Annotated in this window: 18 protein-coding genes; 12 read left to right on the top strand and 6 right to left on the bottom strand. The window is 69.0% G+C overall.

Annotated features, from left to right (window positions below):
- Positions 1 to 2 precede the first annotated feature (2 nt).
- Complete coding sequence (gene hemN, locus QZ814_RS05820) at positions 3 to 1,325, bottom strand: oxygen-independent coproporphyrinogen III oxidase (protein ID WP_294330138.1); 1,323 nt, start codon at positions 1,323 to 1,325, stop codon at positions 3 to 5.
- Positions 1,326 to 1,417: 92 nt separating this feature from the next.
- Here hemN and QZ814_RS05815 point away from each other — a divergent pair, with 92 nt between their 5' ends.
- On the top strand, positions 1,418 to 1,672 hold the full coding sequence (locus QZ814_RS05815) for a hypothetical protein (RefSeq protein WP_294330137.1): 255 nt from the start codon (positions 1,418 to 1,420) through the stop codon (positions 1,670 to 1,672).
- A gap of 65 nt (positions 1,673 to 1,737) precedes the next feature.
- Here QZ814_RS05815 and QZ814_RS05810 read toward each other — a convergent pair whose 3' ends face one another.
- The gene (locus QZ814_RS05810; protein WP_294330136.1) at positions 1,738 to 4,671 is read right to left on the bottom strand and encodes a TonB-dependent receptor; all 2,934 of its coding nucleotides are present in this window, start codon (positions 4,669 to 4,671) and stop codon (positions 1,738 to 1,740) included.
- Positions 4,672 to 4,960: 289 nt separating this feature from the next.
- On the opposite strand from QZ814_RS05810, the gene paoA reads away from it, so the two are divergent.
- From paoA to QZ814_RS05775, 7 genes are all read left to right on the top strand, one after another.
- Entirely contained in the window at positions 4,961 to 5,605 is a 645-nt protein-coding gene (paoA, locus tag QZ814_RS05805) for an aldehyde dehydrogenase iron-sulfur subunit PaoA (RefSeq protein WP_294330135.1), read from the top strand.
- Positions 5,602 to 6,552, top strand: a complete 951-nt coding sequence (locus QZ814_RS05800) for a xanthine dehydrogenase family protein subunit M (RefSeq protein ID WP_294330134.1) — start codon at positions 5,602 to 5,604, stop codon at positions 6,550 to 6,552. Before paoA ends, QZ814_RS05800 begins: the two co-directional genes overlap by 4 nt.
- Before the next feature lie 3 nt (positions 6,553 to 6,555).
- Complete coding sequence (paoC, locus tag QZ814_RS05795; protein ID WP_294330133.1) at positions 6,556 to 8,763, top strand: aldehyde oxidoreductase molybdenum-binding subunit PaoC; 2,208 nt, start codon at positions 6,556 to 6,558, stop codon at positions 8,761 to 8,763.
- A gap of 272 nt (positions 8,764 to 9,035) precedes the next feature.
- Positions 9,036 to 10,376, top strand: a complete 1,341-nt coding sequence (locus QZ814_RS05790) for a chloride channel protein (protein ID WP_294330132.1) — start codon at positions 9,036 to 9,038, stop codon at positions 10,374 to 10,376.
- Positions 10,377 to 10,422: 46 nt separating this feature from the next.
- The gene (gene otsB / locus QZ814_RS05785) at positions 10,423 to 11,181 is read left to right on the top strand and encodes a trehalose-phosphatase (protein ID WP_294330131.1); all 759 of its coding nucleotides are present in this window, start codon (positions 10,423 to 10,425) and stop codon (positions 11,179 to 11,181) included.
- Complete coding sequence (locus QZ814_RS05780) at positions 11,178 to 12,971, top strand: glycoside hydrolase family 15 protein (protein WP_294330130.1); 1,794 nt, start codon at positions 11,178 to 11,180, stop codon at positions 12,969 to 12,971. The genes otsB and QZ814_RS05780 overlap by 4 nt, the downstream gene beginning before the upstream one ends.
- Positions 12,968 to 14,377 carry a trehalose-6-phosphate synthase gene (locus QZ814_RS05775; RefSeq protein ID WP_294330129.1) on the top strand — a complete coding sequence of 470 codons (1,410 nt, stop codon included), beginning with the start codon at positions 12,968 to 12,970 and terminating at the stop codon, positions 14,375 to 14,377. Before QZ814_RS05780 ends, QZ814_RS05775 begins: the two co-directional genes overlap by 4 nt.
- Positions 14,378 to 14,491: 114 nt before the next feature.
- Here QZ814_RS05775 and QZ814_RS05770 read toward each other — a convergent pair whose 3' ends face one another.
- Positions 14,492 to 15,574 (bottom strand): mechanosensitive ion channel domain-containing protein, encoded by a 1,083-nt coding sequence (locus QZ814_RS05770; RefSeq protein ID WP_294330128.1) that lies wholly within the window; start codon positions 15,572 to 15,574, stop codon positions 14,492 to 14,494.
- 313 nt (positions 15,575 to 15,887) lie between these two features.
- Between QZ814_RS05770 and QZ814_RS05765 the strand changes: the two genes are divergently transcribed.
- A complete protein-coding gene (locus tag QZ814_RS05765) occupies positions 15,888 to 16,046 on the top strand; it encodes a hypothetical protein (protein ID WP_294330127.1) in 159 nt (52 codons plus the stop codon).
- Between the two features lie 101 nt (positions 16,047 to 16,147).
- Here the strand turns inward: QZ814_RS05765 and cydX are convergent, their stop codons facing one another.
- The 3 genes from cydX to QZ814_RS05750 are packed head-to-tail and all read right to left on the bottom strand — an operon-like array spanning position 16,148 to position 19,032.
- On the bottom strand, positions 16,148 to 16,264 hold the full coding sequence (gene cydX / locus QZ814_RS05760) for a cytochrome bd-I oxidase subunit CydX (protein ID WP_264607953.1): 117 nt from the start codon (positions 16,262 to 16,264) through the stop codon (positions 16,148 to 16,150).
- Positions 16,265 to 16,275: 11 nt separating this feature from the next.
- Positions 16,276 to 17,421, bottom strand: a complete 1,146-nt coding sequence (cydB, locus tag QZ814_RS05755; RefSeq protein WP_294330126.1) for a cytochrome d ubiquinol oxidase subunit II — start codon at positions 17,419 to 17,421, stop codon at positions 16,276 to 16,278.
- Positions 17,422 to 17,442: 21 nt separating this feature from the next.
- Positions 17,443 to 19,032 (bottom strand): cytochrome ubiquinol oxidase subunit I, encoded by a 1,590-nt coding sequence (locus QZ814_RS05750; protein ID WP_294330125.1) that lies wholly within the window; start codon positions 19,030 to 19,032, stop codon positions 17,443 to 17,445.
- A 118-nt stretch (positions 19,033 to 19,150) separates the two neighbouring features.
- Between QZ814_RS05750 and QZ814_RS05745 the strand changes: the two genes are divergently transcribed.
- Genes QZ814_RS05745 through QZ814_RS05735 form a run of 3 tightly spaced genes read left to right on the top strand, consistent with a single transcriptional unit; the run spans position 19,151 to position 22,651 of the window.
- Positions 19,151 to 20,680 carry an ATP-binding cassette domain-containing protein gene (locus QZ814_RS05745; protein ID WP_294330124.1) on the top strand — a complete coding sequence of 510 codons (1,530 nt, stop codon included), beginning with the start codon at positions 19,151 to 19,153 and terminating at the stop codon, positions 20,678 to 20,680.
- Positions 20,677 to 22,248 carry an ATP-binding cassette domain-containing protein gene (locus tag QZ814_RS05740; protein WP_294330123.1) on the top strand — a complete coding sequence of 524 codons (1,572 nt, stop codon included), beginning with the start codon at positions 20,677 to 20,679 and terminating at the stop codon, positions 22,246 to 22,248. Before QZ814_RS05745 ends, QZ814_RS05740 begins: the two co-directional genes overlap by 4 nt.
- A 49-nt stretch (positions 22,249 to 22,297) precedes the next feature.
- Positions 22,298 to 22,651: a hypothetical protein gene (locus tag QZ814_RS05735; protein WP_294330122.1), complete on the top strand. Its 354-nt coding sequence runs from the start codon at positions 22,298 to 22,300 to the stop codon at positions 22,649 to 22,651.
- The last annotated feature ends 10 nt before the right edge of the window (positions 22,652 to 22,661 follow it).

Here is a 22,661-nt window from a genome sequence, read left to right as displayed (position 1 = left end):
GCCTAGACCGCGCTGCTGAACCGCGTGGCGGCAGGCCCCCGATAGACGTCGAGCGCGCTGGCGATCACCCGGGCATAGGGCAGCGCCTCGGGCGCGAGCAGCAGCACGCTGCCTTCCCAGCGCACCAGCTTGAGCGCCGCGAAGCGGGCCAGCCGCAGCGCGATGGTGCTCCGCCCCTGGATGCCGCCCAGATCGGCGCGACCCTGGCAGAGCAGTTCCTCGATCGCCGCCGCGCGCCACTGGTCCTCGGTCGAGCGGCGGATGCCGCGCGCTGCCGCCAGCCGCCCGGCCGAGACGTCCATGTGCCAGCGGCCGGCATTCTTCTCGTTCTGGACCAGCAGGTCGGGAAACTGGCTGATCGCGCTCGCGCCCAGCCCGATCAGCACCTCCGCCTCGTCCTCGGTGAAGCCCTGGAAGTTGCGCCGCAGCCGCCCCTCGCGCGCGGCGACGGCGATGGTATCGCCCGGCAGCGCGAAATGGTCGAAGCCGATCGCGGCATAGCCCACGGCGGTCAGCCGGGCATGGGCCAGCGCCGCCTGCTCGAAACGCGCCGCCGCATCGGGCAGCGCGGTCGCATCGATCCGGCGCTGGCGCGGGATCAGGTGGGGCACATGGGCATAGCCGAACACCGCCAGCCGATCGGCGCCGAGCGCGATGCTTTCGTCGATCGAAGCGGCCAGCGCCTCGACGGTCTGGCCGGGCAGGCCGTACATCAGGTCGAAGTTGATCGAGGCGACGCCCGCACCGCGCAGCAGCGCCACCGTCGCGGCGATGTCCGCGCGCGGCTGCACCCGCCCGATCGCCGCCTGGATGGCGGGGTCGAAGCTCTGCACGCCCAGGCTCACCCGCGACACGCCTGCCGCCCCCAGCGCCGCCGCCCATTCGGCATCGAAACCGCGGGGGTCGACTTCCACCGAGAGCACCGGATCCGTCGCGCCGAACGCGGCCTTTGCCTGCTCGACCAACCGGGTGAACGCCGCCGGGGCGATCGCATTGGGGCTGCCGCCGCCGAACGCGATCCGCCCCACCCGCCCGCGCCCGCCGAGCCGCCGGGCGACCAGCTCGATCTCGTCCGACAGCCGCGCCAGATAGGCATCGAGCCGCGCGCTGCGATTGGCCGCGCCGGTGTTGCAGCCGCAATACCAGCAGATCTCGCGGCAGAACGGGATATGGAGATAGAGCGACAGCTCGGTATCCGGCTCCACCCGACCGAGCGCCGCACCCATTTCGGCCGCGCCGACATCCTCCGAGAATTCGGCGGCGGTGGGGTAGCTGGTATAACGCGGCACCGGGGTAGCGAGCAGATCGGAATGATAGGTCCACATGATCCTGTGGCATGCGCTCCGGCCCCGCCCGCGTCGCTTGGGAATATCCCGTATTCTTGCTGGTCGGGCGGTACGGGCCTAGGCACGGCACCATGCAACTAGACGATCAGCTCCTGCGCTATTTCGGCACCGCCGATCTCGGCGCCCTCACCCCCCCTGCCCTTGCCGCCGGCATCGAGCGGATGAAGGTCGATCTCGGCCTCGAGACCGATCGCGGCGTCCGCTTCGCGCTCTGGGCCTTGCTGTTCATGCTCGGCAACGCGCCCGATCTCGACGCGACCTTCGAGGACGAAGCAGATCGCGAGGCCGCGCGCAACTTCATGGACCTCTCCGACAGCCAGGGCTGAGCGGGCCAAAAAAAACGGCGGACCTTTCGGTCCGCCGCCCCAGGTGTTGGGAGACTTTTCTTGTTTTAGAAGGTGAGGCGCGCAGCCAGCGTGTAGGAGCGGCCGATCGGATCGTAGATCGTCGGGAAGGTGTTGCCGCTGTTGTACGACGTGCCCCCCACGCCCGAGCCGACCAGCGGCGGATCCTTGTCCAGCAGGTTGTTCACCGTCAGGTTGAAGCTGAGGTTCTTGGTCGGGCGCACGCCGAACGACAGGTCGAAATAGTCGTAGGCAGGGATGCGCGCGAACTGCGGCAGGATGCTGCCGATCGGGTCCTCCAGGCTGACATGGCTGATATGGGTCCACAGCAGCGACACGTCGAAGGCCTCGCGGTCATAGGTCAGGCGACCGTTCCAGCGCAGCTTCGCACGCGGATTGGTGCAGCCCCCGGCGCTGTAGCGGCCGGTGCAGTTGCGATCGATCGAGTTCGGGTTGGCCTGGAACCGGTAATAATCCAGATAGGTCCCGTTGAAGCCGATCGAGATCGCGCCGCTGTCCTGGATGCCGATATCCTGGAGCAGCACGCGCTGGTCGATGCCGAGGTCGATGCCGGCGGTGCGGATCAGGCCCAGGTTCGAATAGCCGAGGATCACGCCCGGCGTTTCGCCCGCGCCGTTCAGCGTGCCGGTCAGCGGGTTACGACCGATCAGCGCGCAGAAGGCGTTGTTGACATAGTTGGGGTTGAGCGACGCCGAATAGCAGCCGTTCAGAATGTCGGCCTGGGCCGGCTGGGTGATCGCGTTCGACACCTTGATCCGGAAATAGTCGACCTTCATCGAGAAGCCCTTGAGGAAGGTCGGCGTGAACACGCCCCCCAGCGTCAGGGTCTTGGCCCGCTCGACGTCCAGATTGCGGTTGCCCGCAGTGGTGTTGTTGATCTGGCCCGAGCTCGGCTGCGCGATCGAGCCGATCGTGTTCGCCGGGGCGCCGGTGGCGACGCAGAGCGCGGCCAGCTTGGCGTTCGCCGTCACCGCCGTGCCCGCGCACGGATCCACCGTCAGGTTGCCCAGCCCCTGCACCGGCGACTGGAACAGCTCCTGGATGTTCGGCGAGCGCACCGCGACCTGATAGGTGCCGCGGAACTTGAAGCCGGGCACCGGCTCCCACTGGCCGCCGGCCTTCCACGTCGTGCTGCCGCCGGTGGTGCTGTAGTCCGAATAGCGGATGCCGGCTTCGGCGGTCAGCTTGTGGATGAAGGGCTTGTCCTCGATCAGCGGCGCGATGATTTCGCCGAACACTTCCTTCACGCTGTAGCGGCCGGTATCCGGGGGCGTGCGCGCGCCGGTGCCGAGCACTTCGCCCTGCACCTGCGACGGGCCGTCCGGCTGGCTGGCGGCGGTGACCTTGCGATATTCGCCGCCTACCGCGAACGCGATCTTGCTCGCGGCCAGCGGCGAGGTGAACAGGTCGCCCGAGAGGCTGCCGGTGACGACCGTCTGGGTCACCTTGCGGTTGATGATCGCGCTCAGGTCGATGAACGCCAGCTGCGCCTTGGTGATCGAGCCGTTCGGGCCGAACAGGTTGAGCGGCACGCAGCCATTGCTGGTATCGGCGCAGCGGATGTTGCCGCTGGCGTCGCGATAGGCCCGCAGCGCCTGCTGGACCTTGCTGAACGACCCCCAGTTCTGACGGGTCTGGTTCTGGGTGGTTTCGCCATATTGCGCCGAGACGTCATATTTCAGGCCGGTGACGATCTCGCCGCGGAATCCGCCCTGCACCTGGAACATCTGCGATTCGAAGACATTGCCGCGCGGGCCATATTCGGTGAAGCGGCGCTGCGCGACCACCGGGATCTCGCGATAGCCGGCCGTGCCCGGGCCGCCCTGCACCGCCGCCGCGGTGGCGCAGTCCGCCGCCGAGATCTTGGTCGCGGTGCAGAGCTGGCTGCGCAGCCCCGCCGGCAGATAGGGGTTGTTCAGCGCCAGCTGATAGGTGTTGTTGAACGTGCCCGATGAGGCGAGCTGGGTCGCGATCTGGTTCCGCGTGAACATCGCCGAACCGTAGAACTCGACCCCGCTGGTGATCTCGTAATGGCCGGCCGAATAGACGTTGATGCGATCGAGCGGCGTCTGGAAATAGGTGCCGATATTGGTGTTGTAGGTATCGGCCGCGGTCGCCGACTGGAGCAGGCCGGTCGTCGGGTTCACCACCGCGCCGAAGCTGCTGGCGGCGAGGCCGAGCGAGGCGTTGCTGGGCGAACCGAAGATCGTCACCGCCGCTGTGCTCGACCCGGCGAAGGCGCCGGTGGTGGAGCTGATCGGCACTGCGCTGATCTTGCGATCGAGGTGGAGCAGCGGATCGGCCTTGGTGTAGCCGACCGACAGCACGACATTGCCGCGACCGTCGGCGAAGTTGCCGCCGACGACGAGGTCGGCCTTGAAGCGCTGGCTGTCGCCGCGCTCGGACACGCGGTAGCTCGCCGAGGCGTCGATGCCCGAGAAGTCGCGGCGGGTGATGAAATTGACGACGCCCGCCACGGCGTCCGCGCCGTAGGTGGACGAGGCGCCGCCGGTCAGCACTTCGATGCGCTGGAGCAGGGCGACGGGAATGTTGTTGGTGTCGGTCAGGCCGTCCAGGCCATAGGGCACCAGGCGGCGGCCATCGAGCAGCACCAGCGTGCGCTGCTCGCCGATGCCGCGCAGGTTGATCGTCGACGAACCGTCCGACCCGTTGTTGACGCCCGCGCCGATCGACGGGCGGATCGCCGGCAGGTTGCGCAGCAGGTCATCCGCGGTACCCGGCTGGCGGAACTGGATTTCCTGCTGGCTGATCACGTTGACCGGGCTGGCGAGTTCGAGGTCCGGGCGCGAGATGCGCGAGCCGGTGACGACGATCTCGGGCGCGGCTTCGGCCGGCTTCTCCGCCTCGGGCACGGTTTGTTGCTGGGCGAACGCAGGCGTTGCCATGCCCGCGACCAGCATGGTCGACGCGAGCAGACAGCTTCTGAACGTGGACGTCATCAAGAACCCCTTATTGTTGCGCAGATATCGAAAGCCATGCATGTTTGCTGTGCCTTCCCCGTCCTGCATGTCTGCACGTCCGCTCGCGCAGGGCAACACGGCAGACACGCCTGGAAATAATTCGTCACGAAACTGTTGCGGTATCGTCACACTGGGGTTTTGCGGTGTTGCCCTAGCGTACATTTGCCGGTCGCCTCCGGGGCGGGTAAGACTCGCCCCACACCAGGCGCCCGGGAACTGTTGCGGGCGTCCAGCACTTATGCCGCGGCAGGCAATCAGGGATGGCCAGATGGATAGTCCAACCGATATCGGTGTATCGCGGCGCGGCCTGTTGATGGGGGGCGCTGCCTGCGCCACCGTCACCGCGCTCCCGGCCAACGCCAGCAGCAAGGAACCGATCGCGCCGATGGAGACGCCTCCTACTTTGCCCGTGCAGCTGAAGGTCAACGGCAAGCCTGCCGAGCTGACCGTCGACACGCGCACCACCCTGCTCGACGCGCTGCGCGAGCATCTCCACCTTACCGGCACCAAGAAGGGCTGCGACCATGGCCAGTGCGGCGCCTGCACGGTGATCGTCAACGGCCGCCGGATCAACAGCTGCCTCAGCCTGGCGGTGATGCACGACGGCGACAGCGTGACCACGATCGAAGGCCTGGGCACGCCCGAGGACCTGCACCCGATGCAGGCGGCGTTCGTCCGCCACGACGGCTATCAGTGCGGCTATTGCACCCCGGGCCAGATCTGCTCGGCGGTCGCGGTGCTCGACGAGATCAAGGCCGGCATCCCCAGCCATGTCGCCGCCGACGTCGCCGCCTCGCCCGCCTTCTCCGAGATGGAGATCCGCGAGCGGATGAGCGGCAATATCTGCCGCTGCGGCGCCTATTCCAACATCGTCGAGGCGATCCGCGAGGCCGCAGGGCGGAGGCAGGCATGAAGGCGTTTACCTATACCCGCGCGAGCAGCCCGGCCGATGCCGCCGCCCTCGCCGCCAAGACCCCCGGCGCCCGCTTCATCGCCGGCGGCACCAATCTGCTCGACCTGATGAAGCTGGAGATCGAGACGCCGGCGCATCTGATCGACGTCAACACGCTCGCGCTCGACAAGATCGAGGAGACGAGCGACGGCGGGCTGCGCATCGGCGCGCTGGTCCGCAACACCGATCTCGCCGCCGACAAGCGCGTGCGGCGCGACTATGCGGTGCTCACCCGCGCGATTGTCGCAGGGGCCTCGGGCCAGCTGCGCAACAAGGCGACCACCGCCGGCAACCTGCTCCAGCGCACCCGCTGCCCCTATTTCTACGATCCCAACCAGCCCTGCAACAAGCGCAAGCCCGGCAGCGGCTGCGCGGCGGTCGGCGGGTTCAGCCGCCAGCTGGCGGTGATCGGCACCAGCAACGCCTGCATCGCCAGCTATCCCGGCGACATGGCGATCGCGATGCGGCTGCTCGACGCGACCGTCGAGACGGTGAAGCCCGACGGCAGCACCCGCAAGATCGCCATTGCCGACTTCCACCGCCTGCCGGGCGACACGCCGCACATCGACAACACGCTCCAGACCGGCGAGCTGATCACCGCGGTCACGCTGCCCAAGCCGCTGGGCGGCAAGCATTTCTACCACAAGGTGCGCGACCGCGCGTCCTACGCCTTCGCGCTCGTCTCGGTGGCGGCGGTGGTGCAGAAGGACGGCACCGGCCGCGTCGCGTTCGGCGGCATGGCGCACAAGCCGTGGCGGGTCGAGGCTGCCGAGGCCGCGCTGCCCAAGGGGGCGGCGGCCACCGCCAGGATCGCCTTCGCCGGCGCGACGCCGACGCACGACAATGCCTTCAAGCTGCAGCTGGCCGAGCGCACGCTCGCCGCGGTGCTGCACGAAGCAAGGGGCTGAGCCATGAAGTTCGATACCCCCGCCACGACCAACCCGATCGATCGCCTCAAGGTGGTCGGCAAGGCGACCGACCGGATCGACGGTCCGCTCAAGACCACCGGCCACGCGCCCTATGCCTATGAGCGGCACGATGTCGCGCCCGATGCCGCCTATGGCTATGTCCTCGGCGCCGCGATCGCCAAGGGTCGGATCACGGGCATGGACCTCAGCGCCGCCAAGGCCGCGCCGGGCGTGCTCGCTATCGTCACCGCCGAGAATGCCGGCAAGCTGACCAAGGGCAATTTCAACACCGCCAAGCTGCTCGGCGGGCCCGAGATCGACCATTATCACCAGGCGATCGCGCTGGTGGTGGCGGAGACGTTCGAGCAGGCGCGCGCCGCCGCCGGGCTGATCCGCGTCGACTATGCCCGCACCAAAGGCCGGTTCGACCTCGCCGCCGAAATGCCCAACGCGACGCTGCCGAAGGAAGGCTTTGGCGGCCCGGCGGAGAGCAAGGTCGGCAATTTCGACGGCGCCTTCGCCAGCGCGCCCGTCCAGCTCGACGCACGCTACACCACGCCGGACCATTCGCACGCGATGATGGAGCCGCATGCCTCCACCGCCAAATGGGACGGCGACCAGCTGGTGGTCTGGACCTCGAACCAGATGATCAACTGGGGCAAGGGCGATGTCGCGCGCACGCTGGGCCTGCCCAAGGACAAGGTGCGGCTGATCTCGCCCTATGTCGGCGGCGGTTTCGGCGGCAAGCTGTTCGTCCGTGCCGACGCGATCCTGGCCGCCCTCGGCGCCAAGGCGGCAGGGCGGCCGGTCAAGGTGACGCTGCAGCGCCCGCTGATCGCCAACAACACCACCCACCGTCCGGCGACGATCCAGCGCATCCGCATCGGCACGACCAAGGACGGCAAGATCACCGCGATCGGGCATGAGAGCTGGTCGGGCGACCTGCCCGGTGGCGGCCCCGAGACGGCGGTGAGCCAGACCCGCCTGCTCTATGCCGGCGAGAACCGGCTGACCGCGATGCGGCTGGCAGTGCTCGACCTGCCCGAAGGCAATGCGATGCGCGCGCCGGGCGAGGCACCAGGGCTGATGGCGCTCGAAATCGCGATGGACGAAATGGCGGAGAAGCTGGGGATGGACCCGGTGGCGTTCCGCGCGCTGAACGACACCCAGGTCGATCCCGAAGCGCCCAACCGCCCCTTCTCGCAGCGCCAGCTAATCCAGTGCATGCAGATCGGCGCGGAGAAGTTCGGCTGGGCCAAGCGCGCCAGGACGCCTGGTGCGATCCGCGAAGGCCGCTGGCTGATCGGCATGGGCATGGCCGCGGCGTTCCGCAACAACATGAACGGCAAGTCAGGCGCACGGGTGCGACTGGACGGCCAGGGCGTGGTCACGGTTGAGACCGACATGACCGATATCGGCACCGGCACCTACACCATCATCGCCCAGACCGCGGCGGAAATGATGGGCGTGCCGCTCGACACGGTGGTGGTCCGGCTGGGCGATTCCAGCTTCCCGGCCTCGGCGGGCTCGGGCGGGCAATGGGGCGCGAACAGCTCGACCGCCGGCGTATACGCGGCCTGCTCGGCGCTGCGCGACAAGGTGACCGCGGCGCTCGGCTTCAATTCGGGCGATGTCGTGTTCGAGGACGGCCATGTCCGCGCCGGCAACCGCAGCGTCGCGCTGGCCGAGGCGGCCAAGGGCGGCGAACTCGTCGCCGAGGACTATATGGACTATGGCGACCTCGCCAAGAAGTTCCAGCAGTCCACCTTCGGCGCGCATTTCGTCGAGGTCGCGGTGGATGCCGCGACCGCCGAGGTCCGCGTACGCCGGATGCTGGCAGTGTGCGCGGCGGGGCGGATCCTGAATCCGAAGTCTGCGCGCAGCCAGGTGATCGGCGCGATGACGATGGGCGTCGGCTCGGCGCTGATGGAAGAGCTCGCGGTCGACAAGCGCTTCGGCTATTTCGTCAACCACGATCTCGCCAGCTACGAAGTGCCGGTCCATGCCGACATCCCGCACCAGGAAGTGATCTTCCTCGACGAGACCGATCCCACGACGTCGCCGATGAAGGCGAAGGGCGTCGGCGAGCTCGGCCTGTGCGGCGTCGGCGCGGCGGTGGCGAACGCCATCCACAATGCCTGCGGCGTGCGCGTGCGCGACTATCCGGTGACGCTGGACAAGCTGCTGCCGGGGATGCCGACGTTCGCGTGAGGCGCAACGATCCTCCCATGTAAGGGGAGGTGCGTTGATCAAAGGACCTTGTCATCCCCGCGAAGGCGGGGATCCATTGGCGCTGATGCTGCGGTTCTTTCCCCCAGCGCACGGGCGAATGGATCCCCGCCTTCGCGGGGATGACGATCGTTTGGCGAGAGCTGAGATCCACTTACGGCCACCGAACTCCAGCATAATGCCGCCGGGATCTTGGGGTGGCGCTCCGTCTCCTCCCCCGCTACAGCCGCGCCAGGGGCAGGCTGAGGGAGTGCATGGACCGCCACCAAACCACCCGCCGCGTCCGCGCGATCGTGCGCCGGCATGGACCCACCGCCCAGACCTGGCGGCGCCGCGTCGCGTTCCTCGGCGGCGCCATCGTGATCGGGCTGGTGGCGTTTGGCTTCGCCGAAGCCGCCGACTGGGCCGCGCGCCGCTTCACCACGCTGGAGCGGACCTGGTGGTGGCTCCCCCTGCTCCTCACCCCCGCCGGCTTCGCGCTGTTCGCCTGGGCGACACGCCGCTTCGCACCCGACGCGACCGGCTCGGGCATCCCGCAGGTGATGGCCGCGACGCGCGACCCCGACGACGCGATGACCAGCCTCACCTCGGCCAAGACCGTGGTGTTGAAGCTCGTCCTCACCATCGGCGCGGTGCTGGTCGGCGCCTCCACGGGACGCGAGGGCCCTACCGTCCAGGTCGCCGCCTCGATCATGGGCTATGCCCACCGCCTCGCCCGCGTGCCGATCCGCGCCTCGGTGTTCATCGCCGGCGGCGCGGCGGGCGTGGCGGCGGCGTTCAACACGCCGCTGGCCGGGGTCGCCTTCGCGATCGAGGAACTCGCCGCCGCCTATGAGCAGCGCATGGCGGTGCTGGTGATGGCCGCGGTGCTGATCGCCGGCATGACCAGCCTCGGCATCGCCGGCGACTATGTCTATTTCGGCGCGATGCGCGACACGCTGCCGCTGCGCATCGCCATCCTCGCCGCCCCGGTGGCGGGCGTGGTGGGCGGACTGGCCGGCGGGCTGTTTTCGCGGCTGATGCTGGCGACCGGGGGATCGACTTGGCGCCCACTCGTCGCCGTCCGCCGCCACAAGCTCGCCTTCGCCGCTGCGTGCGGGCTGGTGGTCGCGGGTCTCGGCGTCGCCACCGGCATGACCTGGGGCACCGGCTATGACGCCGCCCGCAGCGCGATCACCAACGGCGCCATTCCCTGGTGGTATGCCCCCGCCAAGTTCGCCTCCACCCTCGCCACCGCCGTGGCCGGCATTCCCGGCGGCATCTTCGCGCCGTCGCTGTCCGTGGGCGCGGGCGTGGGCGATCTCGTCCGGCCGATGTTCCCCACCGCCCCCGGCGGGACGATCGTGCTGCTGGGCATGGTCGCCTATTTCACCGGCGTGGTCCGCGCGCCGCTGACCGCGGTGATCATCATCGCCGAGACCACCGCCAGCCGTGGCCTGATGCTCCCCCTGCTCGCCGCCGCGCTGATCGCCGACTTCACCGCGCAGCTCGTCTCGAAGGAACGGCTCTACCACGGCCTGTCGCTGCGCTTTGGCACAACGCAGGTGCAGCATGAATCGGCCGACGCGGGGAACGGATCGGGCCCGCGCGCGTAACAAACCTCAGGGAGCGCATGTCATCCGCGCCCCGATGAGGAGTTGCATGCCCGACCGGGACCCCGTTCTGCTGATGCCGCCGCCCGCGGATCTGCTCGATACCGCCAGCCTGTTCCTCGATTTCGACGGGACCCTGGTCGAACTCGCCGATCGTCCGGACGGCGTGGTCGTGAACGACGCGCTGATCGATCTGATCCGCGCGTTGGAGGAGCGGCTCGCCGGCCGCCTCGCGCTGGTCAGCGGGCGCCCGGCGGAGGATCTCGCTGCCTTTTTCGGGGATCGCGCACCTTGCGTGGTCGGCAGCCACGGGATGGAATATCGCTGGTCGGACGGCCGCCGCGCGCGCGCCGAGCGCCCCGACGGCCTGATGGAGGCGCTCGCCGAGATGCGCGCCTTTGCCGAGGCGCGGCCCGGCGTGGTGCTGGAAGACAAGCCGCTGGGCGCGGCGGTCCATTACCGCATGAACCCCGCGCAGGAAGCCGATGCCGTCGCCATGGCCGAGCGGCTCGCCGCCACGCACGGCCTCTACCTTCAGCACGGCAAGATGATGGTCGAGGTGCGCAGCGCCGGCGGCGACAAGGGCAGCGCGATCCGCACGCTGATGGCCGATCCGCGCTTCGCATCGGGCCGCCCGGTCTTCCTCGGCGACGACGTGACCGACGAGCCCGGCTTCTCCGCTGTCGCCGCGCTGGGCGGCGCGGGCGTGCTGGTCGGGCCGCCCCGCCCCACCGATGCGCGCTACCGCGTCGACGACGTTGAATCCGTCCTCGCCTGGCTCGGCGCCGCGATCGGAGTGCATGCATGACCAATCTCGATCTCTGGCCGATCGGCAACTGCCAGGTCAGCGCGCTGATCGACCGCGCCGGCCGCTTCGTCTGGGGCTGCGTGCCGCGCGTCGATGGCGACCCGCTCTTCTCGGCACTGGTCGGCGGTGAGGAACCGGACGCGGGCTATTGGGACATCGCGCTGGAAGGCGGGGTCTCGGTCGAGCAGCGCTATCTGCGCAACGCTCCGATCCTGGTCAGCCGCCACACCGATGCCGCCGGCAACGCCATCGAAGTCACCGATTTCTGCCCGCGCTTCTCGCGCCTAGGCCGGGTCTATCGGCCGGTCTCCTTCGCGCGCATCGTCAAGCCGGTGGCGGGCAGCCCGCGCATCCGGGTGAAGCTGCGCCCCACCTGCGGCTGGGGCAAGCGGTGCGCTACCCGCATCGGCGGATCGAACCATCTCCGCTACCTGGTCGAGCCGATGACGCTGCGCCTCACCACCACCGCGCCGGTCGGCATGGTGGAGGAAGAGCGCGTGTTCCGCGTCGAAAAGCCGCTGCACTTCTTCCTGGGGCCGGACGAGAGCTTCAGCGGCGACGTCGCCGAGACGGTCGACGACATGCTGCTCAACACGATCGCCGAGTGGCAGCACTGGGTGCGCGGCCTCGCCATCCCGCTCGAATGGCAGGAGGTGGTGATCCGCTCGGCCATCACCCTCAAGCTCTGCCAGCATGAGGAAACCGGCGCGATCGTCGCGGCGCTCACCACCTCGATCCCCGAGCATGCCGGCTCGCAGCGCAACTGGGATTATCGCTACTGCTGGATCCGCGACGCCTACTACACGGTGCAGGCGCTCAACCGGCTCGGTGCGCTCGACGTGCTGGAGACCTATCTCGGATACTTGCGCAACATCGTCGACGATGCCCGCGCCGAGCCGCGCGGCGGCCATATCCAGCCGCTCTACGGGGTGCTCGGCGAGGCGACGCTCGAGGAGCGCGAGGCGCCCGATCTCGCCGGCTATCGCGGCATGGGACCGGTGCGCGTCGGCAACCAGGCCTATGCCCAGGTCCAGCACGACGCCTATGGCCAGATCGTCCTGTCCAACGTCCAGGCCTTTTTCGACCAGCGGCTCTATCGCATCGCCAGCGTGGAGGACTTCGAATCGCTGGAGCGCGTCGGCGAGCGCGCCTGGCAATATCACGACTCCCCCGATGCCGGGCTGTGGGAGCTGCGGACCCGCCAGAGCGTCCACACCTATTCGGTGGCGATGTGCTGGGCGGCCTGCGACCGGCTCGCCAATGCCGCGCATGTGCTGGGCCTCGAGGAGCGCCGCGACTTCTGGCAGCACCGTGCCGACACGATCCGCACGACGGTCTTCGACAAGGCGTGGCGCGAGGAGACGAACCGCTTCTCCGCGACCTTCTCGGGCGACGATCTCGACGCCAGCCTGCTCCAGCTGCTGGAGATGCGATTCCTGACGCCCGACGATCCCCGCTTCGTCTCCACGCTCAAGGCGGTGGAGCAAGGCCTGCGCCGCGGCTCGACCATGCTGCGCTACGATACCGAGGACGATTTCGGCCTGCCCGAAACCGCGTTCAACTTCTGCACGTTCTGGTTGATCGAAGCGCTGCACATCACCGGCCGCACCGACGAAGCGCGCGCCTTGTTCGACGAGATGCTCACCCGGCGCACCGCCGCCGGTCTGCTCTCCGAGGACATCGACCCCGTGACCGGGGAATTGTGGGGCAATTATCCCCAGACCTACTCGCTGGTCGGCATGATCAACTGTGCCGTCCTGCTGAGCAAACCCTGGAGTTCGATCCGTTGAGCCGCCTTATCGTCATCTCGAACCGCGTCACCGCGCCCAACGGCTCCAACTCCGGCGCGCAAGGGGGCCTGGCCGTCGCGCTCGCCGCCGCGCTGCGCGAAAATGGCGGCATCTGGTTCGGCTGGTCCGGCGAGCAGACCGACCAGTTCACCGGCCAGATCAGCATGCAGCGGAGCGAAGGCGTCACCACCGCCACGGTCGACCTCGAAGAGCAGGACATCGACGAATATTATAACGGCTATGCCAACCGAACGCTCTGGCCGCTGTTCCACTACCGCATCGACCTCGCCGAGTACGAGCGCGGCTTCGCGGGCGGCTATCAGCGGGTCAACGAACGTTTCGCCGAGACCGTGCGCCCGCTGATCGAGCCGGGCGATGTCGTCTGGGTGCAGGACTATCACATGTTCCCGCTCGGCCAGGAGCTGCGCCGCCGGGGCTGCAAGAACCGGATCGGCTTCTTCCTCCACATTCCCTGGCCGCCGCGCCGCCTGCTCTCCAGCCTGCCCAAGGCGCACGAGCTGATCGAGACGCTGTTCGCCTATGACGTGATCGGCTTCCACACCCAGGAGTGGATGGAGAGCTTCATCGACTTCGCCCGCGCCGAGATGGAAGCGGTGGTCCAGCCCGACGGCGTGCTGCGCATCGGCCTGAAGAGCGTGAAGCTGGTCGCCTGCCCGATCGGCATCGACGCCAAGGAGTTCGCCGCGCTGGCCGAGAGCGACTCCGCCCGCGAGACGTACGAGCAGATGCGCACCAGCTCGGTCGGCCGCGCGCTGATCGTCGGGGTCGATCGGCTCGACTATTCGAAGGGGCTGGAGGAGCGCTTCCTGGGCTATGAGCGCTTCCTCACCACCTACCCCGAGCAGCGCAAGGAAGTGTATCTGCTCCAGATCGCGCCGCCGTCGCGTGCGACCGTGGAGACCTATCAGCGCATCCGCAACACGCTGGAGGGGCTGTCTGGCAAGATCAACGGCGCGCATGCCGATCTCGACTGGGTGCCGCTGCGCTACGTCAACCAGGGCTACCCGCGCGACGTGCTGGCAGGCGTGTACCGCGCCGCCAAGATCGGCCTCGTCACCCCCTTGCGCGACGGGATGAACCTCGTGGCCAAGGAATATGTCGCCGCGCAGGACCCGGAGGATCCCGGCGTGCTGATCCTCTCCAAGTTCGCCGGCGCGGCGATCCAGATGGAGCAGGCGCTGCTGGTCAATCCCTACAGCGCCGAGGAAGTCTCCGACGCGATCTGCCAGGCGCTCAACATGCCGCGGGAGGAGCGGATCGCGCGCTGGCAGGCGCTGAAGGCCGGCGTCGACGAACAGGACGTGATGTGGTGGCTCAAGAAGTTCACCGACGAGCTCAGGAACGCGCCGATGGAGACGGAGACCCGGCTTCCGGTCGAGGCGTAATACCAAGGCTCATCCCGTCATCCCGGCGAAAGCCGGGATCCATTGGGGGCTCCGTCACGGCGCTTGCTGCGGCCGAGCGGCGACCGGATCTCGGCTTCCGCCGGGAGGACGGCTCTAGAATAAGGAATCGCTCTCCACGCGCGATGGCTTGAACTCCAGCAGCCCGCGGGTGCGGACCAGCGCCTCGGGCATCTCCTGCCGGATATAGGCGAGCAGCCCTTCGCGAATGTCGCAGCGCAGGTCGAAGGCGGTCGAGGCGTCCTTGGCGGTCATCAGCCCGCGCACCTCGATCGCCTCGGGCTTCACGTCGGTTACCTGGAGGTTGCAGAAGCGCCCGTCCCAGCGCGGATTGGCCTTGACCAGTTCCTCCAGCTTGGCGCGCAGCCGGGGGATGTCGGCGGCCGGGTCGAGATACCAGAACACGCTGCCGAGCAGCTGGCTGGTCTCGCGCGTCCAGTTCTGGAAGGGCTTTTCGAGGAACTGCGCCACCGGCACCACCAGCCGCCGCTCGTCCCACAGGCGGATCACGACATAAGTGAGGCGGATATCCTCGATCCGCCCCCACTCGCCTTCGACGATCACCACGTCGTCCAGGCGGATCGGCTCCGAAAACGCCATCTGCACCCCGGCGATCAGGTTCTTGAGCGCCGGCTGCGCGGCTGCGCCCACCGCCAGCGCGGCGAGGCCGGCCGAGGCGATCAGCGTCACGCCGATGCTGCGCACGCTGGGGATGCTCATCAGCATCAGACAGAAGGTGATCGCCAGCACCACGAACATGATCACGCGGCGCAGGATCGAAGCGCGGGTGCGCCACCGCCGGGCGCGGAGATTGTCGGCCACGCTCACATCGGCGCGCAGCAGCACCCAGTCGAACAGCACGCCGAGCAGCGCGACCAGCATCCAGCCGATCAGCCCCGGCACCAGCAGCCCCGTCGCCTGAGTCCAGGCGCGGGTACCGGCGGCGCTCAGCTCGAGCCCGGGCTGGACGAAGGACAGGGCGATCGCCACCAGCAGCCAGCGTCCCGGCCGGTACAGCCGGCGAATCACGATGTCGTCCAGCTGGGTTCGGGTGCGCGCCGACGCCCGGCGGGCGAGCGCGAAGACGATGCGGTGCAGCAGCAGCGCCGCGCCGATCGCCGCGAGCAGGATCGCAAGGCTCGTCACCCCGGTCGGGAGGGGATCGAGGATTCGCTGCAAGAACGGGCTCCTGGGCAGGTGGGAGGGTATTCCTCAACCCGGCGGTGCCCCGACCTGTTCCACTACGACACAGGCCGCCGGCCAGCTGCTCGGCGTAGATTCCGGGGGCGAATCGCGTGCGAACGAGGCCCGCCTTCGACGCCAGCCGCCAGATCAGGAGCTTGCGCGTGATTGCTCGAAACCGCGCGGCGTATCGGCGCGGCGTCGTGCCCGTACTGTATCGGTACAGACCGTGACTTCTACGGAATGGCGTTTGCGGCCCTGTAGGACCAGATTGTTGCAAACAGGTCGCAGCTCCCAACGAGATCGATTGATGAACGCCACGCACAAGGCCCCTCTTGAAAGCCACTTCCGCCTGCGTGCCGAGCAGGAGCGGGACCGCGCCGAGCGCGCGCCCAACGAGCGCCACAAGCGCCTGCACCTAGAACTGGCCGCCATCTTCGAACGCCGCGCCGACGGCGATCCGATGTAACTGCCGGACAAGGAAAAGGCGGCGGACCTTGTCGATCCGCCGCCTTCCCTCTCCTCCTGCAAGGTCGCGCGATCGCCTAGTCGATCGCGCGGCCTCGGGGTTCAATCCAGCACCGTCAGGTCCGATGCGGGGTCCGAATGGAACTCGTGCCAGATGCCGTTGAGCACCGCGGCCGCAACCGCCAGGCAGGTTCCCAGGATCCAGGCGAAATACCACATGGAATTACTCCTCAGTAGAAGTCGGGGTTGAGGCGCACCTCTTCCCCCGTCACGCGGCCGAACATCACCTTGTACACCCAAGCGGTGTAGGCGAGCACGATCGGCATGAAGACCAGCGTGCACACAAGCATGATGAACAGCGTGAGGTGGCTCGACGAGGCGTTCCAGGCGGTGAGGCTGGAGGCCGGGTCGATCGCGCTCGGCAGGATGAACGGGAACATCGACAGGCCGACGGTGGCGATGATGCCGACATTGGCCAGCGACGACCCCGCGAACACCAGCGTGCCGCTCCGGCCGCGGAGGCCGATCAGCGCCAGCACCGGCCCCAGGAAGCCGAGCACCGGGGCGATCAGCATCCAGGGATGGGCGCCATAGTTGCTCAGCCACGCGCCCGGCGCCTTCACCGTCTGGATCAGATGCGGGTTGGACGGGCCATTGGGATCGACGACGCCGACCAGGCGATAGCCCATGTCACCATAGGCGACGAACGCACCGCCGACCGCGAACAGCACGATCGCGAGGATCGCCGCGACGGTGCCGAAGCGCTGGGCGCGCTCCACCACCACGCCTTCGGCCTTGAGGCTCAGCCAGCCGGCGCCGTGGAGCACCAGCATCGCCACCGAGAGCAGGCCGGCAACGAGGCTGAACGGGGTGAACAGGCCGAGCAGCGTGCCTTCGTAGAAGGAGCGCAGATCGCTATCGAGGCGGAAGGGCGCGCCGAGCAGCACGTTACCCACCGCGACGCCGAACACCAGCGCCGGCACGAAGCCGCCGAGGAACAGCGCCCAGTCCCAGCGCGACCGCCAGGCGGCGTCGGGGCGCTTGGAACGGTACTTGAAGCCGACCGGCCGCAGGATCAGCGCCGCCAGCACGAGGAACATCGCGAGGTAGAAGCCCGAGAAGCTGACCGCATAGACGAACGGCCAGGCGGCGAAGATGGCGCCGCCCCCCAGGATGAACCACACCTGGTTGCCTTCCCAGGTCGGGCCGACGGTGTTGATCACCATGCGGCGCTCCTCGTCGGTGCGGCCCACGAACGGCAGCAGCGCCGCCGTTCCCAGGTCGAAGCCGTCGGTCAGCACGAAGCCGATCAGCAGCACCCCCAGCAGCGCCCACCAGATCAGGCGCAGGATTTCATAATCGAGCGGGATGGACATGTTCTTTCTCCTTGCTCGCGCTCATTCCGCGGGAACGGCGTGGAGCGGCCGCGGCGCGGGTGCATCGGGCACCGCGTCGTGGCGGGGTTGCCAGGGCTCGTAGGTCTCGGGCCCGTGCTTGATGCTGGCGAGCATCAGGCGGAACTCGATCACTGCCATCAGGCCATAGATCGCCGTGAAGCCGATGATCGTGGTCCAGAGTGCGGGGACGGTCAGGCTCGAGGTGGCAAGGAAGGTCGGCAGCACGCCATCGACCGCCCAGGGCTGGCGCCCCACTTCGGCGACGACCCAGCCGAACTCGATTGCGAGCCAGGGCAGCGGGATCACCCACATCGCCGCGCGCAGGAACCATTTGCGGTGGAAGCGGCGCGAATTGGCGTAGTAGAGCGCGGCGGCGAAGAAGGCGATGAAGAAGAAGCCGAGTGCGGCCATGCCGCGGAACAGCCAGAACACCGCCGGCACGTTGGGAACGGTCGACCAGGCGGCGCGATCCTTCTGTGCCTCGTTGGCCTGGCGCGGATCGGCAACCCAGCGCTTCAGCAGCAGGGCATAGCCGAGATCGCCCTTGGTCGCCTCGAACTTCGCCCGTGCGGCGATGTTGGTGCGATCGGTCTTCAGCGTCTGCAGCGCGTCATAGGCGATCAGGCCGTTCTCGATCCGCAGCCGGGCCTTGCCCACCAGCGGATAGATGCCTTCCACCTGGCCGGTGAGGCTGCGCGTGCCGATCAGGCCCAGCACATAAGGCACCTTCACCTGGAACAGCGTCTCGCGACCCTGGTTCGAGGGGAAGCCGAACACGGTGATGCCGGCCGGTGCCGCCTCGGTGTGCCATTCGGCCTCGATCGCGGCGAGCTTCATCTTCTGGTTGTCGGTCAGCGCATAGCCGCTCTCGTCACCGAGCACGACGACCGACAGCGAGGCCGCGAGGCCGAATGCCGCGGCCACCGCGAAGCTGCGCTTGGCGAGCTCCAGATGGCGCCCCCGCAGCAGATAATAGGCCGAGACGCCGAGCACGAACACGCTGGCGCAGACATACCCCGCACTGACCGTGTGGACGAACTTCGCCTGGGCGACAGGATTGAAGATCACCGCCATGAAGTCGACGACTTCCATGCGCATCGTGTCGGCGTTGAACACCGCCCCCGCCGGGTGCTGCATCCAGCCGTTCGCGACGAGGATCCACAGCGCCGACAAATTGGTGCCGAGCGCGGTGAGGAAGGTGACCATCAGATGCTGGCGCTTCGACAGGCGATCCCAGCCGAAGAACATCAGGCCGACAAAGGTGGCTTCGAGGAAGAAGGCCATCAGACCTTCGATCGCCAGCGGCGCCCCGAAGATGTCGCCCACATAGTGCGAGTAATAGGACCAGTTGGTCCCGAATTCGAATTCCATCGTCAGCCCGGTTGCGACCCCGAGGACGAAGTTGATGCCAAATAGCTTGGCCCAGAAACGGGTGATGTCTCTCCAGATCGGGCGATCGGTAACGACATAGACGCTTTCCATGATCACGAGGATGAAGGAAAGGCCCAGCGTCAACGGCACGAACAGGAAGTGGTACATCGCTGTCAGCGCGAATTGCAGGCGCGACAGCTCTACGACTGCCATATCCATAGTTGTGTCCTCAGCAAAGAGCCGGTGTTCGCGGCCTAGGCTTCGGTGGCGCCACCGCCTATGCGGGATATCCCCTATTCCGTTGCACTGCGGAAATCGCTTGTACATTTTGTCTCATATGGCGCTTCAAAAACAGGCCGGGCTCGCCTGGATCATCGACTTGGGCGGGGCGGCATTGTTCGCCTGGGGTATTGCCGACGGCGTCGCCGCCGCAGCGGCCGGGCACGCCGTGCCGGGGGCCGCCTTCGCGGCGATGCTCGGCGGCGGGCTGGTGCGGGCCGCCACCGCCTGGGGCGTGCCGATGCTGGCGGTGCGCGGCGCGCAGGCGACGACCGCGCCGCTCCGCCGCAACCTGGTCGAGCGGCTGCTCGGCAGCGGCGCGGCGCCGTCGAGCGGGCAATCGGCCACGCTGGCGATCGACCATGTCGCGACGATCGAAGGCTATGAAACGCGCTTCGTCCCCGCCCGGGTGGCAGCCGCCGCCGCGCCGCTGGTGGCGGTGGCGATCATCGCCTGCGCCAGCCTGGTCGCCGCGGGCATCCTGCTCGGCACGCTGGTGCCCTTCGTCTTCGGCATGATCCTCGCGGGCACGGCGGCCAAGCGCGCGTCGGAACGCCAGCTGGAAGCGCTGGGCAATCTCTCCGACCTGTTCGTCGATCGCATCCGCACCCTGCCGATCCTGCGCCATTTCGCCGCCGAGGAGCGGATCGCCCGCCAGGTCCGCGTCGCCACCCGCGACGTCGCGGAGCGGACGGTGGCGGTGCTCCGCGTCGCCTTCCTGTCGAGCGCGGTGCTCGAATTCTTCTCGGCGCTCGCGGTGGCGCTGGTCGCGGTCTATTGCGGCTTCAGCCTGCTGGGGCTGCTCCCCTTCCCGGATCCGGAGACGCTGACGCTGCGCGAGGCGTTCTTCGCACTGGCGATGGCGCCCGAATTCTACCTGCCGATGCGGCGGCTGGCGGCGGCCTATCACGACAAGCAGCTCGGCGAGGCAGCGCGAACGGCGATCGCGGCGGTGCCGGAGGTCGCGCCTGCCGCAACCGCACCGGCCGTCTTCGCCGGGGTGGAGGCTAGCGCGCTGATGATCGCCTGGCCCGGCCGCACGATCGGCCCGGTCGACCTGTCGATCGGCACCACCGGGCTGCTCGCGCTGACCGGCCCCACCGGCAGCGGCAAGACCAGTCTGCTCGCCGCCATCGCGGGGCAGATCGTGCCGAGCGGCGGCACGATCACGCCGCTTTCGCCGCACGCCATCGCCTGGGCGGCACAGCATCCGCTGATCCTCCCCGGCACCCTGCGCGACAACCTCGCGCTCGCCGCACCGGACGCCGCCGACGCGGACCTGCGCGTCGCGATCGGCCGCGTCGGTCTTGGCGCGATGCTTGCCCAGCGGGGTGCGACCCTCGACCTGCTGCTCGACCATCGCGGCTCCGGCCTGTCGGGCGGCGAGCGGCGGCGACTCGGCCTCGCCCGCGCGCTCCTCGCCGATCGCCCGCTGCTGCTCGCCGACGAGCCCACCGCCGATCTCGACGACGCATCCGCCGCCGCGATCACCGCGCTGCTCCGCGTCGTCGCCGCCGAACGCGCGGTGATCGTCGCCACCCATGATCCGCGCCTGATCGCGGCCGCCGATGCCGAGGTGACGCTGTGACCCCCTTCCCCCTCACCGCCCCCGAACGCCGCACGCTGCGCCAGGCGCTGGCCTGCGCGACGATCGCCGGACTCGCCGCGATCCTGTTGCTGGCACTGTCCGGCTGGTTCCTCACCGGTGCCGCGATTGCCGGCGCGAGCGGCGCGGCGGCCGTCGCCGCGTTCAACTATCTGATCCCGAGTGCGGCGATCCGCGGCCTCGCCATCCTGCGCACTGCAGGCCGCTACGGCGAACGCCTGCTGTCGCATCAGGCCGCGCTCACCGCGATGGCGGACCTGCGCGGCCAGCTGTTCGGGACGCTCGCCGCACAGGACAGCCGCACCGCGCCCGACCTTGCCGGCGGCGACGCCAGTGCCCGGCTGATCGGCGATATCGAGGCGCTCGAGGATCTGGTCGTCCGCCGCCCGAGCCGCCCGGCCAGCCTTGCCGCCGCGCTGTTCGCCGTCGCGCTGGTCGCGCTCGCCGGATGGAAGGCAGCGCTGGCGCTGGCGCTGCTGCTCGCCGCCCTGCCGCCGCTGCTCACCCTCGCCGCCCGGCGGTTGACCACCCGCCCCGCCGCCGAGGCGGCCGAAGCCCTCGGCGCGCTGCGCACCGCCTTCGTCGACTATGCCGCCGCCCGGCCCGAGATCATCGCCTATGGCCTCGCCCCGCGCGTGGCCGAGACGATCGCCGAACTGTCCCGACCGCTCGACCGGGCACGCGCGGCACTGGCGCGCGGCGACGGCATCGTGGCGGGGCTGCTCGCCGGCTATGGCACGCTCGCCGCCGCGCTGGTCTTCGCGCTCGCCGAAGGATCCGCCCCGATCCGCGCGCTGGCGCTGCTCGCCGCCGCCGCATCGGTGGAGGCGATGGCCGCCTTCGCCCGCACCGCGCTGCGCCAGGCCCGCGTCGAGCAGGGTCTCGCCCGACTCGCCACGCTGGCCGACCTGCCCGGCGATCTCCCCTCCGCCCCGGCCGCTGCGGCCGCCGCGCAGCCGATCACGCTCGGCACGCACCGGCTTGCTCCCGGCGATCGCGTCGCGGTCACCGGCGCCTCGGGCACCGGCAAGACCCGGCTGATCGAGGCGCTGGCGGGGCTGCGCACGCCGGTGCACGAATTGACGCTGGACGACACCCCGCTCGACCAGGTGCCCGCCGATACGCTCCGCCGCCAGTGCGCCCTGTCGCCGCAGGACGCCGTGCTGATCGCCGGCTCGATCGGCGACAATCTCCGCGTCGCCCGGCCCGGCATTGCCGAGGCCGAGATGTGGACGGCGCTCCACACCGCCTGCCTCGACACCAGCGTTGCGGCGATGCCCGCCGGACTCGACACGCCGGTGGCCGAGGCGGGCGGCACGCTGTCCGGCGGCGAGCGCAAACGGCTGTCGCTGGCCCGCGCGCTGCTCGCCGGACGGCCCTGGCTGCTGCTCGACGAGCCGAGCGAAGGGCTCGACGCCGCCACCGAGGCCGAACTCGTCACGCGGCTGCACCGCTGGCTCGACGCGACCGGGACCGGGCTGGTCCTCGTCTCGCACCGCCATGCGCCGCTGGCCTTGGCCGATCGCTCCATCGCGATCGATACAATTTGAGACGCATGATATATTGAAACATTCCCGATGCTGCAGTACGGCATCGGAAATGCGTGTTTCCCGCACTCTTCGTTCCCTTGTCCGGCTGCTGCCGGCGCTGCTGCTGGCGTTCGCGCTATGCTGGCAGGCGGGGATCGTGCGGGCGCACGTCCATGAGGGTGCCGGCTGGAGCGCCGCGCCGCATGCGCACCACGCGCCGAAGCGCGGCGGCGACGACCAGGATTGCCCGCTCTGTGCCGAAGCGGCGACTGCCGGCGCCTATCTTGCCGCGTCGGGCCCCGCATTCGCGCTGCCCGCACCGGCCGCCGCCTGGCACCAGCCGCTCACCGCGACGCCGGCGGCTCGCCTGCTCCGCTCGCATGCCTGGCGCAGCCGTGCGCCCCCCGCACTCCGCACCGCCTGATCAACGATTA

The organism is uncultured Sphingomonas sp., from assembly GCF_913777625.1.
Classification (GTDB): domain Bacteria; phylum Pseudomonadota; class Alphaproteobacteria; order Sphingomonadales; family Sphingomonadaceae; genus Sphingomonas.
The sequence above is the reverse complement of the archived record's forward strand: the minus strand, read 5'-3'. Positions and strand labels throughout refer to the sequence as shown.

Coding starts and splice junctions, on each gene's coding strand:
- QZ814_RS05815 (WP_294330137.1), top strand. CDS start 1,418: ATGCAACTAGACGATCAGCTCCTGCGCTATTTCGGCACCGCCGATCTC.
- QZ814_RS05800 (WP_294330134.1), top strand. CDS start 5,602: ATGAAGGCGTTTACCTATACCCGCGCGAGCAGCCCGGCCGATGCCGCC.
- QZ814_RS05745 (WP_294330124.1), top strand. CDS start 19,151: ATGGCGCTTCAAAAACAGGCCGGGCTCGCCTGGATCATCGACTTGGGC.
- hemN (WP_294330138.1), bottom strand. CDS start 1,325: ATGTGGACCTATCATTCCGATCTGCTCGCTACCCCGGTGCCGCGTTAT.
- QZ814_RS05790 (WP_294330132.1), top strand. CDS start 9,036: ATGGACCGCCACCAAACCACCCGCCGCGTCCGCGCGATCGTGCGCCGG.
- QZ814_RS05750 (WP_294330125.1), bottom strand. CDS start 19,032: ATGGATATGGCAGTCGTAGAGCTGTCGCGCCTGCAATTCGCGCTGACA.
- QZ814_RS05735 (WP_294330122.1), top strand. CDS start 22,298: ATGCGTGTTTCCCGCACTCTTCGTTCCCTTGTCCGGCTGCTGCCGGCG.
- QZ814_RS05780 (WP_294330130.1), top strand. CDS start 11,178: ATGACCAATCTCGATCTCTGGCCGATCGGCAACTGCCAGGTCAGCGCG.
- paoC (WP_294330133.1), top strand. CDS start 6,556: ATGAAGTTCGATACCCCCGCCACGACCAACCCGATCGATCGCCTCAAG.
- otsB (WP_294330131.1), top strand. CDS start 10,423: ATGCCCGACCGGGACCCCGTTCTGCTGATGCCGCCGCCCGCGGATCTG.
- paoA (WP_294330135.1), top strand. CDS start 4,961: ATGGATAGTCCAACCGATATCGGTGTATCGCGGCGCGGCCTGTTGATG.
- QZ814_RS05765 (WP_294330127.1), top strand. CDS start 15,888: ATGAACGCCACGCACAAGGCCCCTCTTGAAAGCCACTTCCGCCTGCGT.
- QZ814_RS05810 (WP_294330136.1), bottom strand. CDS start 4,671: ATGACGTCCACGTTCAGAAGCTGTCTGCTCGCGTCGACCATGCTGGTC.
- cydX (WP_264607953.1), bottom strand. CDS start 16,264: ATGTGGTATTTCGCCTGGATCCTGGGAACCTGCCTGGCGGTTGCGGCC.
- cydB (WP_294330126.1), bottom strand. CDS start 17,421: ATGTCCATCCCGCTCGATTATGAAATCCTGCGCCTGATCTGGTGGGCG.